At 66.8% G+C, this 13043-nt stretch carries 16 protein-coding genes; 8 read left to right on the top strand and 8 right to left on the bottom strand.

Annotated features, from left to right (window positions below; genetic code table 11):
• Positions 1-12 precede the first annotated feature (12 nt).
• Positions 13-627 carry a fasciclin domain-containing protein gene (locus GGR47_RS03275; protein ID WP_244305094.1) on the top strand — a complete coding sequence of 205 codons (615 nt, stop codon included), beginning with the start codon at positions 13-15 and terminating at the stop codon, positions 625-627.
• Positions 628-752: 125 nt separating this feature from the next.
• Here the strand turns inward: GGR47_RS03275 and GGR47_RS03270 are convergent, their stop codons facing one another.
• From GGR47_RS03270 to pgsA, 3 genes are read right to left on the bottom strand one after another with little or no spacing between them, the layout of a single operon-like run.
• Positions 753-1199: a molybdenum cofactor biosynthesis protein MoaE gene (locus GGR47_RS03270; protein ID WP_147036428.1), complete on the bottom strand. Its 447-nt coding sequence runs from the start codon at positions 1197-1199 to the stop codon at positions 753-755.
• Complete coding sequence (gene moaD, locus GGR47_RS03265; protein WP_043059428.1) at positions 1196-1453, bottom strand: molybdopterin converting factor subunit 1; 258 nt, start codon at positions 1451-1453, stop codon at positions 1196-1198. The genes GGR47_RS03270 and moaD overlap by 4 nt, the downstream gene beginning before the upstream one ends.
• A 5-nt stretch (positions 1454-1458) precedes the next feature.
• Positions 1459-2025, bottom strand: coding sequence for a CDP-diacylglycerol--glycerol-3-phosphate 3-phosphatidyltransferase (pgsA, locus tag GGR47_RS03260; protein WP_063688019.1), 567 nt, complete (start codon positions 2023-2025; stop codon positions 1459-1461).
• 283 nt (positions 2026-2308) lie between these two features.
• Between pgsA and GGR47_RS03255 the strand changes: the two genes are divergently transcribed.
• A complete protein-coding gene (locus GGR47_RS03255; RefSeq protein ID WP_167509748.1) occupies positions 2309-3598 on the top strand; it encodes an MFS transporter in 1290 nt (429 codons plus the stop codon).
• Between the two features lie 16 nt (positions 3599-3614).
• Here the strand turns inward: GGR47_RS03255 and GGR47_RS03250 are convergent, their stop codons facing one another.
• Positions 3615-3782, bottom strand: a complete 168-nt coding sequence (locus GGR47_RS03250; protein ID WP_017977913.1) for a hypothetical protein — start codon at positions 3780-3782, stop codon at positions 3615-3617.
• Between the two features lie 96 nt (positions 3783-3878).
• Here GGR47_RS03250 and GGR47_RS03245 point away from each other — a divergent pair, with 96 nt between their 5' ends.
• Positions 3879-4340, top strand: a complete 462-nt coding sequence (locus GGR47_RS03245) for a GreA/GreB family elongation factor (RefSeq protein WP_147036430.1) — start codon at positions 3879-3881, stop codon at positions 4338-4340.
• 198 nt (positions 4341-4538) lie between these two features.
• On the opposite strand, the gene GGR47_RS03240 is transcribed toward GGR47_RS03245, so the two are convergent.
• A complete protein-coding gene (locus GGR47_RS03240; protein ID WP_020486401.1) occupies positions 4539-5867 on the bottom strand; it encodes an MFS transporter in 1329 nt (442 codons plus the stop codon).
• 201 nt (positions 5868-6068) lie between these two features.
• Here GGR47_RS03240 and cyoA point away from each other — a divergent pair, with 201 nt between their 5' ends.
• From cyoA to GGR47_RS03215, 5 genes are read left to right on the top strand one after another with little or no spacing between them, the layout of a single operon-like run.
• Positions 6069-7187, top strand: coding sequence for a ubiquinol oxidase subunit II (gene cyoA, locus GGR47_RS03235; RefSeq protein WP_147036438.1), 1119 nt, complete (start codon positions 6069-6071; stop codon positions 7185-7187).
• A 7-nt stretch (positions 7188-7194) separates the two neighbouring features.
• Complete coding sequence (cyoB, locus tag GGR47_RS03230; protein ID WP_147036431.1) at positions 7195-9255, top strand: cytochrome o ubiquinol oxidase subunit I; 2061 nt, start codon at positions 7195-7197, stop codon at positions 9253-9255.
• A gap of 6 nt (positions 9256-9261) precedes the next feature.
• The gene (gene cyoC / locus GGR47_RS03225; RefSeq protein WP_017977908.1) at positions 9262-9891 is read left to right on the top strand and encodes a cytochrome o ubiquinol oxidase subunit III; all 630 of its coding nucleotides are present in this window, start codon (positions 9262-9264) and stop codon (positions 9889-9891) included.
• On the top strand, positions 9888-10292 hold the full coding sequence (gene cyoD, locus GGR47_RS03220) for a cytochrome o ubiquinol oxidase subunit IV (protein ID WP_147036432.1): 405 nt from the start codon (positions 9888-9890) through the stop codon (positions 10290-10292). Before cyoC ends, cyoD begins: the two co-directional genes overlap by 4 nt.
• Positions 10293-10296: 4 nt before the next feature.
• Complete coding sequence (locus tag GGR47_RS03215) at positions 10297-10974, top strand: SURF1 family protein (RefSeq protein ID WP_147036433.1); 678 nt, start codon at positions 10297-10299, stop codon at positions 10972-10974.
• Positions 10975-11100: 126 nt separating this feature from the next.
• Here GGR47_RS03215 and GGR47_RS03210 read toward each other — a convergent pair whose 3' ends face one another.
• From GGR47_RS03210 to GGR47_RS03200, 3 genes are read right to left on the bottom strand one after another with little or no spacing between them, the layout of a single operon-like run.
• Positions 11101-11277, bottom strand: a complete 177-nt coding sequence (locus GGR47_RS03210; protein WP_147036434.1) for a DUF4169 family protein — start codon at positions 11275-11277, stop codon at positions 11101-11103.
• Positions 11277-11822 (bottom strand): 3'-5' exonuclease, encoded by a 546-nt coding sequence (locus tag GGR47_RS03205; protein WP_147036435.1) that lies wholly within the window; start codon positions 11820-11822, stop codon positions 11277-11279. Before GGR47_RS03205 ends, GGR47_RS03210 begins: the two co-directional genes overlap by 1 nt.
• Positions 11823-11859: 37 nt before the next feature.
• On the bottom strand, positions 11860-12933 hold the full coding sequence (locus tag GGR47_RS03200; protein WP_147036436.1) for a GNAT family N-acetyltransferase: 1074 nt from the start codon (positions 12931-12933) through the stop codon (positions 11860-11862).
• Positions 12934-13043: the final 110 nt, after the last annotated feature.

The raw sequence follows: 13043 nt of genomic DNA, 5'->3' as shown, positions 1-13043 counted from the left end.
ACAGGAGTGCGCGTGACCCGACCCAACGCCCGATCGATCCGCCGGCTCGGCCCGTCCGTCCTGCTCGCCAGCCTTGCCGGCTGCGTGCCGCCCGCCACCGCGCCCGTGGTCGCGCCACCGCCCGTCGTATCCGCTCCGGCACCGGTGGCGGTCGATCCCAGCCGGATGGAGTCGGAAGCGACGATCGCCCAGTCGATCGCAAAGACGCCCGGCCTCACCACACTCGCGCGGGAGCTACGCGTCGCCGAACTCGATCCGCTTCTGGCGGGCAACGGCCCCTACACGCTGTTCGCGCCGACCGACATGGCCTTCACCCGCTTGGCGCCCGGCATCGCAGGCGATCTGCTCGCACCGGAGAACCGGCCGACGCTGGTAGCACTCCTGCGCTACCATATCGTCCCCGGCACCATGACCACCGAGCAGCTGGAGGCGCGCATTGCAGCAGGCGGCGGCCGCGCGACGCTGACGACGCTCGGCGGCCAGCCGTTGACCGCGACGATGACCGGCGACGTCATCACGCTGACCAGCGCCAGCGGCAATCGCAGCTATGTCGAGGCGGCGGATGTCGCGCAGGCGAACGGCGTGATCCACGTCGTCAACGGCGTGCTGGTGCCGCGGCTGCCGTAAATCTCCGACGCCCACCCACTCCGTCATTCCCGCGAAGGCGGGAATCCAGACGCGCTACCGCCACGGCTCAGGTCGAAACGTCGGAGCTGATGGATCCCCACCTCCGCGGGAATGACAGAGCGGCTCTAACGCTCGCTCCACCGCGCCGCCGCGTCGGCGTCACTATCGCGGGCCTCCACCCAGCGCGCCTCGCCGCCGCGGGTCTCGCGCTTCCAGAACGGCGCATCGGTCTTCAGCCGGTCGATCAGATAGGCGCACGCGTCCAGTGCCGCCGCGCGGTGCGGCGCAGCCGCCGCCACGAACACGATCCGCTCGCCCGGCGCCATCGGCCCGACGCGGTGCACGATCGTCGCCGCGCCCAGCGCCCAGCGCGAAGTCGCCTCCTCCGCCAGCCGCGTCAGCGCAGCCTCGGTCGCGCCGGGATAATGCTCCAGCTCCAGCGTCCCCACGCCATCGTCGCTTCGCACGAGGCCAGTGAAGGTCGCGACCGCCCCGGCACCATCCGCGCGTTCGACTCCGGCCATCTCCGCCGCCAGATCGATCGGCGTGGGCGAGACGTGGACGCGGATCATCCGCCCGTCACCGGCGGGAACAGCGCCACCTCGCGCGCGCCGGCGATCGGCGCGTCGAGCGTCACGAACGCCTGATCCACCGCCGCCCGCAACCGCGCGCGATCGGTCAGCGCCGCGGCGGAGGCATCGTCACGCGCCGCCAGCCAGTCGACCAGATCGGCGACGCTCGCCAGCGTGTCCGGCGCGTCCACGGTCTCGCTCGCTCGGCCCATGCCCTCTCGGACCCAGGCGAAATACAGCATGTCGATCCGCATCGCGCTCAGTCCATGTGCTTCAGGCCGACGCGCAGGTAGTCCCAGCCCGTCACCAGCGTCAGCACCGCCGCGCCCCACAAACAGCCGAGGCCAGCGACCTTGATCCACACCTGCGCCGGCAGAGCCCCCGCGAGGATCAGCGCGCCGAAGGCGACGAGTTGCAGCGTCGTCTTCCACTTGGCCAGCTTCGACACCGGCAGCGACACCTGCAGCCCGGCCAGAAACTCCCGCAGCCCGGATACCGCGATCTCGCGCAGCAGGATGATCAGCGCCGCGATCAGATGCACCCCGGTGATCAGCGCGCTGTCGTCGTGCCGCGTGCCCACCAGCATCAGGATGACCGCCGCGACCATGATCTTGTCCGCGATCGGATCGAGGAAGACGCCCAGCTTCGACACCGCCCCTTGCGCGCGCGCAAGGTAGCCGTCGAAATAGTCGGTGATCCCCATCAGGCAGTAGAGCGCGAAGGCGATGGCAAAGCCCGCCTCCCACCGCGGCCACCACAGAAAGGCGACGAGCAACGGCACCGCGACGATCCGCGACAGCGTCAGAAGATTGGGCAAGGTCAGCATCGTGGGTCTCTCCTAACCCGCTGCGGGCCGGGAAGTAATGATGTTTTGCATTGAGCTGCGAAACATGTGCGAGCGCGCTCCTCAACCGTCATTCCCGCGCAGGCGGGAATCCAGACGCGCTACCATATCGATGGAGCCGCAGCGTCAGAGGTTCTGGATTCCCGCCTTCGCGGGAATGACGACCTTTGCGGGGAAGCACCCGCCCACCCAACCCCGGTTGGCGTCGCGCCGCCACTGGGCTATGCCCGCCGCAATCCTGCCACGATCGAAGGCCGTGTTCCGCATGATCAATGCTTTGGGGTTGCTGAAGCAGCGCCGCTTCCTGCCCCTCTTCACGACGCAGTTCCTGGGCGCCTTCAACGACAATCTGTTCAAGACGTCGATGGTGCTGTTCGCGACCTATGCGATCTTCAACGATCCGAAGGTGGAAACGATCTTCAACGCGGTCGCCACCGGCATCGCGATCCTGCCCTTTTTCCTGCTCTCCGCGCTGGCAGGTCAGCTCGCCGACAGCCACGACAAGGCGCGCATCATCCGCATCGTGAAGACCGCGGAAATCGGCATCATGCTGCTCGGCGCGGGCGGCCTGATGGTGGCCCGCGCGGGCTATCCGCATGTCGGCATCGGCCTGATGCTGGGCGCGGTGCTGTTCCTGGGCGTCCATTCGACCTTCTTCGGCCCGATCAAATACGCCATCCTGCCGCAGCATCTGAAGGCGCACGACGTCCTCGGCGGCACCGGCCTCGTCGAAGCGGGCACGTATCTCGCCATCCTGATGGGTACGATCATGGCGGGCTGGGTGCCGATCGAGGGCGCGGCGATCCTCGTCCTCGTCATTGCCGGCATCGGCTGGATCACCGCCCGCGCGGTGCCGCCCGCGCCGCGCGAGGGGCCGCGACTGAAGCTCAACTACAACCCCTTCACCGCCTCGTTCCGCCTGATCCGCACGACGATGCACATCCCGCGGCTGTTCCTGGCGATTTGCGCGATCAGCTTCTTCTGGACGATCGGGTCGGTGCTCATCATCATCTTCCCGCCGCTGGTGAAGAACGTGCTGACCGCCGACGAGCGCGTGGCGAGCGGCGCGATCGCGATCTTCTCGGTCGGCGTCGCGATCGGCTCCGTGGTCATCAACACGATGCTGAAGGGGCGGATCAGCGCGCGCTATTCACCGGTATCGGTGATCGCGATGGGCGCGTTCGTCGTGCTATTCTCGTTCCTGTGCCGCGGCTGGACGCCGGCGGCTCCCGGCCATTTCTACGACTGGGCGCAATTCGTCGCCCAGCCGCGCGCCATCCCGATCATGCTCACCCTGCTCGCCATTGCGACCACGGGCGGGATGTTCGTCGTGCCGCTCTACGCCTTCCTGACGACGACCGTGGAGAAGGACCAGACCGCGCGCACCGTGGCGGCGAACAACGTCGTCAACTCGGGCGCGATGACGCTGGGTTCGATCGCCGCGATCGGGATCAACGTCGCGGGCGTTCAGGCGGTCGATATGCTCTTCCTGGTCGCCGCCATGTGCCTCGTCTCCGCATGGATCGCGCAGAGGCTGCATCTCGCCTGCGACTGAGGCAGGCGCGCGGCGTTCAGAACAGGAACGTATAGAAGCAGGTGAAGAAGGCGGCGAAGCTGAGCAGGAACAGCTTCCAGTCGCTGTCGTCGCTCTTGCGGGGATCGACCACCTTCGGCGGCGGCAACGCGCGACGGAAAGGATGCCGGGCGGATTCGTTGGTGAGGACGAGGCGTCTGGTCATAGCAAAGGCGTTAACGCCGCGTTTACGATTTGGACCAGCGGCAAAGGTGGTTAAGCCCCGCCTGTCCGATGGTGGGACAGAGATGGAGAGGATGAGATGAGCGTCGCCTTCCGCCGCGAGAGCGACGAAGAGCATATGGAACCCAAGTTCGAACGCCCCCTGCCAGCTGGCCCCAATTGGGTGACGGCAGCAGGCAAGGCCTTGATCGAGCGCCAGATAACCGACCTGGAAGCCAGACTGGCCGACGCCGATACCGAACAGGCTGAGGCGATCCGGCGTGATTTGCGCTATTGGCAGACGCGACGTACGACCGCGATCGAGACGCCGGCACCCGCGGACGGGAGCGCCGGCTTTGGCACGATCGTAACGATCCGGATGGGCGGTCGTACGCGCGAGATCGGCATCGTCGGCGATGACGAATCGGAACCGCAGGCCGACCGGCTGTCGTTCCAGTCACCGCTCGCGCGCGCCCTCATGGGAGCCGAGCCCGGCGACGTACTGCCCTTCGGCGGCCGCAACGATGCGATCGAGGTGCTGTCGGTCCGCGCGATCGACTGACGGCGCCGCATTTCACGCTTTCGCAAAAACATCGTCGCCCCAGCGCAAGCTGGGGCCCCGCCGGCCTTTGCCAAGCGCCGCCACCGGGAAGTTAAGCCCTCGCTGTGACGACGGCCGCTTTAACCACCTGCCCAAAAATGCAAAACGCGCGCCGGCCAGAAGCCGACGCGCGCTCGCATATCCTGTAAGCGACGTCGATCAGTCGAGACGGCGTGCCAGTTCCTTGTTGAGGCCCAGCGCCACCAGCGTGCCGATCGCACCCGACAGCAGATAGCCACCCGCGGCGATCAGCCCGAACTCGCTGGCCAGCACCAGCGCGGCGAGCGGCGCGAACCCCGCACCGAACAGCCACGCCAGGTCCGACGTCAGCGCCGCGCCGGTGTAGCGCGCACCCTTGGGGAAGTTGTTGGTCACTGCGCCCGACGACTGGCCGAAGGCGAGGCCGAGCAGGATGAAGCCGCCGATCATGAACGCAAGCTCACCCGAGCTGCCCGCGCCCAGCAGCTGCGGGGCAAAGCCGCTGAACACCGCGATCGCCGCCGCGGTATAGCCCAGCACCGAACGCCGCCCGATCCGGTCGGCAAGCAGGCCCGAGATGACGACCGCGCCCAGCCCGAAGAAGGCGCCGACGATCTCGATTCCCAGGAAGCGCGCGATGTCTTCCTTGGTGAACAGCGCGACCCAGGACAGCGGGAACACCGTCACCATGTGGAACAGCGCGAAGCTGGCGAGCGGTGCGAAGGCACCGATGATGATGTTGCGCCACTGCGCCTTCACCGTCGCGGTCACGCGGCTTGGGGTCAGCTCGCGCGTCTTGAACAGCTGCGTATATTCCGGCGTCACGACGATGCGCAGCCGCGCGAACAGCGCGACGACGTTCAGCGCGAAGGCGACGAAGAACGGATAGCGCCAGCCCCACGACAGGAAATCACCCATGTCCATGTTGGACAGGAAGAAGGCGAACAGCGCACTGGCGACGATCAGGCCGAGCGGCGCGCCGAGCTGCGGCACCATCGCGTACCAGCCGCGCTTTTCGGCCGGCGCATTGAGCGCGAGCAGCGAGGCAAGGCCGTCCCACGCGCCGCCCAGCGCAAGGCCCTGGCCGATGCGGAACAGCGACAGCAGGATCGCCGACCAGATGCCGACTTCTTCATAACCGGGCAGGAAGGCGAGCGACACGGTCGACGTGCCGAGCAGGAACAAGGCGATCGTCAGCTTCGTGCCGCGGCCGTACGTGCGGTCGACCCACATGAAGATCTGCGTGCCGATCGGCCGTGCGATGAACGCCAGCGGGAAGAGCGCGAACGACCAGAGCGTGCCGGTCAACCGGTCGACATAGGGGAACACCAGCGCCGGAAAGACGATGACCGATGCGATGGCATAACAGAAGAAGTCGAAGAATTCGGACGTGCGGCCGATGATAACGCCGATCGCGATCTCGCCCGGACGGACCTCATGGTCGCCCCGCGTGTTGACGGCACGGGCATCGCGTTCAAGCGGTGCGGAATGGGCGGAAGCCACTGACATGTATCGCAGTCCTGTCGTCTCACGGCCTTTCGGCCACCGGTCGTCAACGCACGTCGTGTCCTTTCGGACGCAGCGCGCGCACGACCTTCTAGCGCGCGAACGGCGGGGACGGGATAGGACAAAATGTCCTATTTTGCGGTGCAGCGAACGGGATTAGCGCGAATGACGATGCGAACCCTTCCGTCCTTCCGCGCGGCGCGCATGCGCACCGCCGCCCTCGCGCTCCTCGCGCCGGCCCTTCTGGGTGGGTGCGATCTGGTGGTGATGAACCCGGCCGGCGATGTCGCGCGGCAACAGGCCCATCTGATCCTGTGGTCGACCGGCCTGATGCTGCTGATCATCGTGCCCGTGATCGCGCTGACCGTCCTGTTCGCGTGGAAATACCGCCACACGAACGAAGACGCCGAATATCGCCCGAACTGGGACCATTCGACGGGGCTCGAGCTGATCATCTGGTCGGCGCCGCTGCTGATCGTCATCGCGCTGGGCGCGCTGACCTGGATCAGCACGCACAGTCTCGACCCCTATCGCCCGCTCGCGCGCATTGCGCCCGGCCAGCCGGTGGCGAAGAACGCGAAGCCGTTGGAAATCCAGGTCGTCTCGCTCGACTGGAAGTGGCTGTTCATCTATCCCGAACAGGGCATCGCGACCGTCAACGAGCTGGTCCTGCCCGTCAACCGCCAAATCGTGTTCCGGATGACCTCGTCGTCGGTGATGAACACCTTCTACGTCCCCACCATGGCCGGCATGATCTACACGATGCCGGGCATGGAGACGCAGCTGCACGCCGTGCTGAACAAGCCCGGCCGGTTCGAAGGCATTTCAGCCAACTATAGCGGCGCCGGCTTCTCCGACATGCGCTTCACCGTCGATGGCTTCGACGATGCCGGCTTCGCCAAGTGGGTGTCGGAAACGCGCAGCGCGCAGGGCAAGCTCGACAATGCGACCTACCTGAAGCTGGAGCGTCCGAGCGAAAAGGTCCCCGCGATCCGCTACGCCGGCTTCGCGCCCGGCCTGTTCGATCGCATCCTCGGCATGTGCACCAAGCCCGGTGAAACCTGCATGCAGGCGACGATGATGAAGGACGGTGGGATGGATATGGGCCATGCCCCTCCCGTCAACGACACCGGCCACATGCGCGGCAGCGACTCGAAGGGCGCGCTGCAGAAGGAGCCGGAGGAAAAGGGCAGCAGCCCGCACCGCAACGCCCCCCGCCAGCAAGCCCCCGGCAGCAGCCAGCCGGGCAGCGAAGCCAACCGCAGCATGACCGCGATCGATCCGCTGCCCCTTCCCGGCGTTACCGCCGTGGCCCGTTCGTAGGACCGACATGATGTCCGATAGCTTTCTCAAGACCATCTTCGGGCGCCTGACGCTCGACAGCTTCCCGATCCACGAGCCGATCCTGGTCGCGACCTTCATCATGGTCGCGATCGGCGGCGCGGCGGTGCTAGGCGCCCTCACCTACTTCAAGGTGTGGGGCTACCTCTGGAAGGAATGGTTCACCAGCGTCGATCACAAGAAGATCGGCGTGATGTACATGGTGCTCGGCATCATCATGCTGCTGCGCGGCTTTGCCGACGCGCTGATGATGCGCGCCCAGCAGGCGATGGCGTTCGGCGCCAACGAAGGCTTCCTGCCCGCGCACCATTACGACCAGGTGTTCACCGCGCACGGCGTCATCATGATCTTCTTCGTGGCGATGCCCTTCGTCACGGGTCTGATGAACTATGTCGTGCCGCTGCAGATCGGCGCGCGCGACGTGTCGTTCCCGTTCCTCAACAACTTCAGCTTCTGGATGACGGCCGCGGGTGCGGCGATCGTCATGGTCAGCCTGTTCGTCGGCGAATTCGCCCGCACCGGCTGGCTGGCGATGGCACCCTTGTCGGGGCTCGATTATTCGCCCGATGTCGGCGTGGATTATTACATCTGGGGGTTGCAGGTCGCCGGCGTCGGCACCCTGCTATCCGGCGTCAACCTGCTCGCGACCATCGTCAAGATGCGCGCACCGGGCATGACGCTGATGAAGATGCCGATCTTCACCTGGTCGGCGCTCGCCACCAACACGCTGATCGTCGCCGCCTTCCCGATCCTGACCGCGGTGCTCGCGCTGCTCAGCCTCGATCGCTATCTCGGCACGCACTTCTTCACCAACACCATGGGCGGCAACCCCATGATGTACGTGAACATGATCTGGATCTGGGGTCACCCGGAGGTGTACATCCTGATCCTGCCGGCGTTCGGCGTGTTCAGCGAAGTCACCAGCGCCTTCTGCGGCAAGCGGCTGTTCGGCTATACGTCGATGGTCTATGCGCTGCTGGTCATCACCATCCTGGCGTACCTCGTCTGGCTGCACCACTTCTTCACCATGGGGTCGGGGGCGAGCGTCAATTCGTTCTTCGGCATCACCACGATGATCATCTCGATCCCGACGGGCGCGAAGATCTTCAACTGGCTGTTCACCATGTACAAGGGGCGCATCCGCTTCGAACTGCCGATGATGTGGACGGTCGCGTTCATGATCACCTTCGTGATCGGCGGCATGACCGGCGTGCTGCTCGCAGTGCCGCCGGCCGACTTCGTGCTGCACAATTCGCTGTTCCTGATCGCGCACTTCCACAACGTGATCATCGGCGGCGTGCTGTTCGGGATGTTCGCCGGCATCAACTTCTGGTTCCCGAAGGCGTTCGGCTTCAAGCTCGACAAGTTCTGGGGCACGATCAGCTTCTGGTTCTGGGTCGTCGGCTTCTACGTCGCGTTCATGCCGCTCTACGTGCTTGGCCTGATGGGTGTGACGCGACGCCTGCGCCACTTCGAGGATCCGTCGTTGCAGATCTGGTTCATCGTCGCGGCAATCGGCGCGCTGCTGATCGCGGTGGGGATCGGCGCGTTCCTGATGCAGATCTTCGTCAGCATCAAGAATCGCGACAGCCTGCGCGACGAGACCGGCGACCCGTGGCAGGGCCGCAGCCTGGAGTGGGCGACCTCGTCGCCGCCGCCGGCCTATAACTTCGCGTTCACGCCCGTCGTCCGCGATGTCGACGCCTGGTACGACATGAAGGCGAACAACGCCGTGCGCCCGACCACCGGCTTCCGCGACATCCACATGCCGCGCAACACCGGCACGGGCGTGATCCTGGCGGGCCTGGCGGTGGTCTTCGGCCTCGCGATGATCTGGTACATGTGGTGGCTCGCCATCCTGTCCTTCGTCGGGATCGTGGCGGTCAGCATCGGCCACACCTTCAACTACGACCGCGATTATTACATCCCCGCCGAGGAAGTGACGGCGTGCGAGGATCTGCGCACGCAGCAACTCGCCGCCCGCGCGGCCCAGCAGCCGACCCAAACCCCGGGCCAAACCCCGGCCCAAACCCCGGCATTGGGGGCCTGAGGAGCCATGAGCGAAGCGACCATCCCCCCGGGCACCCAGGCCCCGGTCTTCTATGAGACCGACGAACATCATCATGACGCCGGCGGCAGCACCATGCTGGGCTTCTGGCTGTACCTGATGAGCGACTGCCTGATCTTCGCCATGCTGTTCGCGGCCTATGGCGTGTTCGGCAGCAGCTATGCCGGCGGCCCGCAGCCGCACGAGATTTTCGAGCTGCCGCTGGTGGCGCTCAACACCTCGATGCTGCTGCTGTCGTCGATCACCTATGGCTTTGCGATGCTGTCGATGAACGACGGCAACGTGAAGGGCACGCAAGGGTGGCTGGCGATCACCGGCTTGTTCGGCCTCGCCTTCTTGGGCATCGAACTCTACGAATTTTCGAACCTGATCGCCGAGGGCGCCGGTCCGCAGCGCAGCGCGTTCCTGTCGTCGTTCTTCACGCTCGTCGGCACGCACGGCCTGCACGTCACCTTCGGCATCATCTGGCTGGTAACGCTGATGGTACAGGTCGGCCGCAAGGGCCTGATCCCCGCCAACCAGCGCCGCCTGCAATGTCTGTCGCTGTTCTGGCACTTCCTCGACGTGATCTGGATCGGCGTCTTCACCTTCGTCTACCTGCTGGGAGTGCTGCGATGAGCGCGCACAACGCACACAATCATGCGCACGATCACGGCCATGACCATGACCACGGCCATTCCTCGGGCGAGGCGCACGGCACCCGCCGCGATTATGTGATCGGCTTCGTCCTGTCGGTGATCCTCACCGCCATTCCGTTCGGGCTGGTGATGAGCGGCGTCATCGCCGACGCGCGGATCACGGCGGGCATCTGCATGGCGTTCGCGCTGGTGCAGATCGTCGTCCACATGATCTACTTCCTCCACATGAACTCCAAGTCGGAGAATGGGTGGACGCTGATGGCGCTGATCTTCACCGTCATCATCGTGGCGATCTGCCTCGCCGGTTCGATGTGGGTCATGTATCATATGAACGCCAACATGATGCCGGGCATGAGCGGCGGCGACATGGGGGCGATGTAGCCCCATGAATCGTGGGCGCGCGATCACGACCGGCCTGTTGCTGTTCGTGATCGCCGCGCTGATCGGACTGGGCGTCTGGCAGCTCGAACGCCGGACGTGGAAACTGGCACTGATCGCGCATACCGAGACGATGCTGGCGCAGCCGCCGGTGCCTGCACCCGGCCCCGAGCGCTGGCCCGCCATCGGCAAGGACGACGTCTACCGCCCCGTCATCGTGCGCGGGCATTATCGCACCGGCGCCGACACGCTGGTGCAGGCGGTGACGGAACTGGGCGGCGGCTTCTGGGTGATGACGCCCTTCGATACCGATCGCGGCTTCACCCTGTTGGTCAACCGCGGCTTCGTCCCCGCCGACCGGCGCACCGGCATCGCCCCCTCCACCGCCATGCAATCCGTTCGTGGCCTGTTGCGGCTGAGCGAACCGGGTGGCGCGTTCCTGCGCACGAACGACCCGGCGGCGGACCGCTGGTATTCGCGTGACATCGCCGCGATCGCAGCGCGCCGGGGAATGGGTCGGGTCGCGCCGTATTTCATCGATGCGAGCGAACCCAGGAGCGGGTGGCCGCGCGGCGGGCTGACCGTGGTGCGGTTCCGCAACAGCCACCTGGTGTATGCGCTGACCTGGTTCGGATTGGCCGCGCTGGTCGCGGTGATGGCGTGGAGGGTGCGGCGGCGGGTGTGAGCCGTTAGAGCGCAGCACCTGCCCTCACCCTTCCGGCGCCTTCGGCGCCTCCCTCTCTCTCCCGATGGGAGAGGGAAGAGCCGCCGAAGGCGGCGAAGGGTGAGGGTGGGCGCGATGCCCTATTCCTCAATCCTCCAGTTTCGCCCCATCCAGCGTCCGCTCGATCCGCGCCGCCTCGGCCTCTGCGGCCTCACGCTCCGCCTTGGTCCGCCCGAACTTCGCGCGGTTCGCATCGGCAACCTTGCCGGCCGCGGCCCGGTCCCGTGCCTTGCGGGCGCGGCGGAAGTTGACCACCTCGCCCATCAGCGCCCCGCCCGCTCTTCCGCAGCCCGCTTCACCAGCCCCCAACGACGCCATTCGTCGCGCGCGTCGGCCAGCGCCCGGTGCGCCGGCACGTCATGATCGCGCACCTCGCCCAGCACCACGGCATCGGCCACCGCCCGCCCCAGTTCGACATCTGGCACCACCCCGCGCAGGATCGCGGTCGCCGTCTCGCGCTGCGCTTCCTCGCTGTCGCGCAACCGCAGCGCGTGGCGCGGCTGTTTCGCGGCACGCAGTAACGCGCTCAGCCATTTGCCGTCCCAGGACGGCGCACTCGCGAACAGGGCATGGCCGCTGAGCACGTCGATCATCCGTTGCGCGACCACGTCATGCGGCGTGCCGTTCGCCTCGATCTCGGCGCGCGTGATGTGATGGATCGCCTCCGCCTCGTCATCCCAGTCCGACCATTGCAGCGGCGGGCGGATCAGATGGCTTTCGTCGGTGCCGTCCTCGAACACCCAGGCGACCTCGATCGGATAGCTTTTCTTGGCGAGCGACGAGGCTTCGAAATCGAGGAAGACGAACATGATGCCTCAACGCCTACGCGCTGGGGCCGGGTTCCGTCTACTGCCCCGATCGCCGCCATGCGGCCGCAGCGAGCCGTCCGACCAGCGCAGGCGCGCCCGGACGCACCAGCAACCAGTCGCGGATCGCCGGCCCCCGATCGGCACCGATCACCTGCTTGTACCCGCTGTCGCCCGCCCCCCAGTCGACCCGCGTGATCCCCCGCGTCTGTGCCTGCACGAGATTGCGGTAATAGAGCAGCTTGCCGGGCGAATGCTTGGCATAGGCGGGGTCGTAGCTGTTCGCGATCGCGTAGGTCAGCGTCCCCGCGTCGAGATCGAACGAAAAGGCCGCAGGCGTGCCGTCGATGGTCAGCAAGGCCGCGCGCATCCGCTGCGCCAGCACCGGGTCCCGCGCCGCCGCGCGCCAGAAGGCGCCATGGCCATGCCGTGTGAACTTGGCATCGCGGCCGTCGGTGCGCGATGCGATCCAGCTCGCCTGCTCCACCGCCGCCAGATCGTCGAATGCCGCCGGCCAGTCCGCCCCCGACAGGAAGCGCCAGTCGGGCACGCCATGGCTCGCGAGATGCTTTTCGTGGAAGCGATTCTTGCGCAGCGTCGACCCGCGCGGCCACGCCCCCTCCTGCTGCCGCGCCGCCATGTCGAGCAGCCAGCTGTCCGCGACGAACCGGTCGAGCACCGCCCAGCCCTGCGCCCGCGCCGCGGCGATCAGCGGCATCACCGCGGCATCGTCGTCATAGACCGGTCCGATCCGCAGCAGTGTGACGGCGCGCGCCAGCGTCGCCAGCGCCACCCGCAGCACCGCCTCCCCCGCGTCGGCGGCGAGCGGAAAGCTGCGAAACGGCCAATAGCTGCCCGGCACCGCCGCCGCGCGCGCGAACCCCGGCCCGATACCGACGAACGGCAGCGCCAGCGCGGGCCGCCCCTCCTCCTCGACCACCAACGTCCGGGCCCTGCCGCCATAAGCGTCCAGCGCCGCGGCATACCACCCGTAGCGCAGGAAGCCGTGCGTCGGCGCCGCCCGCGTCGCCACCGCGTCGATCGCCACGGACAGGCCATCGTCGATCCGCGCGCGCGCGGCGGGAGGCAGACGTTCGAACGTCGAAAGGCGCATCGGCGGCCGCACGTCCGCGGGTCTATCGCTCGATCGGCGGCGGGCAACGAAAATCCGCCGATCGCGGCCCTCCGATCGACAAACTGCCCGCCCGGCACGGATCGGCCCTT

Source organism: Sphingomonas aquatilis, assembly GCF_014196115.1.
GTDB classification, from domain to species: domain Bacteria; phylum Pseudomonadota; class Alphaproteobacteria; order Sphingomonadales; family Sphingomonadaceae; genus Sphingomonas; species Sphingomonas aquatilis.
Note: the sequence above shows the minus strand (reverse complement) of the source record. Positions and strands in the feature narration are given on the sequence as shown.

Excerpts from the sequence above, each read along its gene's own strand:
- GGR47_RS03245 (WP_147036430.1), top strand. The coding sequence starts at position 3,879 with ATGAGCGTCGCCTTCCGCCGCGAGAGCGACGAAGAGCATATGGAACCC.
- GGR47_RS03250 (WP_017977913.1), bottom strand. The coding sequence starts at position 3,782 with ATGACCAGACGCCTCGTCCTCACCAACGAATCCGCCCGGCATCCTTTC.
- GGR47_RS03270 (WP_147036428.1), bottom strand. The coding sequence starts at position 1,199 with ATGATCCGCGTCCACGTCTCGCCCACGCCGATCGATCTGGCGGCGGAG.
- pgsA (WP_063688019.1), bottom strand. The coding sequence starts at position 2,025 with ATGCTGACCTTGCCCAATCTTCTGACGCTGTCGCGGATCGTCGCGGTG.
- GGR47_RS03255 (WP_167509748.1), top strand. The coding sequence starts at position 2,309 with ATGATCAATGCTTTGGGGTTGCTGAAGCAGCGCCGCTTCCTGCCCCTC.
- moaD (WP_043059428.1), bottom strand. The coding sequence starts at position 1,453 with ATGCGGATCGACATGCTGTATTTCGCCTGGGTCCGAGAGGGCATGGGC.
- GGR47_RS03240 (WP_020486401.1), bottom strand. The coding sequence starts at position 5,867 with ATGTCAGTGGCTTCCGCCCATTCCGCACCGCTTGAACGCGATGCCCGT.
- GGR47_RS03210 (WP_147036434.1), bottom strand. The coding sequence starts at position 11,277 with ATGGGCGAGGTGGTCAACTTCCGCCGCGCCCGCAAGGCACGGGACCGG.
- GGR47_RS03205 (WP_147036435.1), bottom strand. The coding sequence starts at position 11,822 with ATGTTCGTCTTCCTCGATTTCGAAGCCTCGTCGCTCGCCAAGAAAAGC.
- cyoA (WP_147036438.1), top strand. The coding sequence starts at position 6,069 with ATGCGCACCGCCGCCCTCGCGCTCCTCGCGCCGGCCCTTCTGGGTGGG.
- cyoD (WP_147036432.1), top strand. The coding sequence starts at position 9,888 with ATGAGCGCGCACAACGCACACAATCATGCGCACGATCACGGCCATGAC.
- cyoB (WP_147036431.1), top strand. The coding sequence starts at position 7,195 with ATGATGTCCGATAGCTTTCTCAAGACCATCTTCGGGCGCCTGACGCTC.
- GGR47_RS03200 (WP_147036436.1), bottom strand. The coding sequence starts at position 12,933 with ATGCGCCTTTCGACGTTCGAACGTCTGCCTCCCGCCGCGCGCGCGCGG.
- GGR47_RS03215 (WP_147036433.1), top strand. The coding sequence starts at position 10,297 with ATGAATCGTGGGCGCGCGATCACGACCGGCCTGTTGCTGTTCGTGATC.
- cyoC (WP_017977908.1), top strand. The coding sequence starts at position 9,262 with ATGAGCGAAGCGACCATCCCCCCGGGCACCCAGGCCCCGGTCTTCTAT.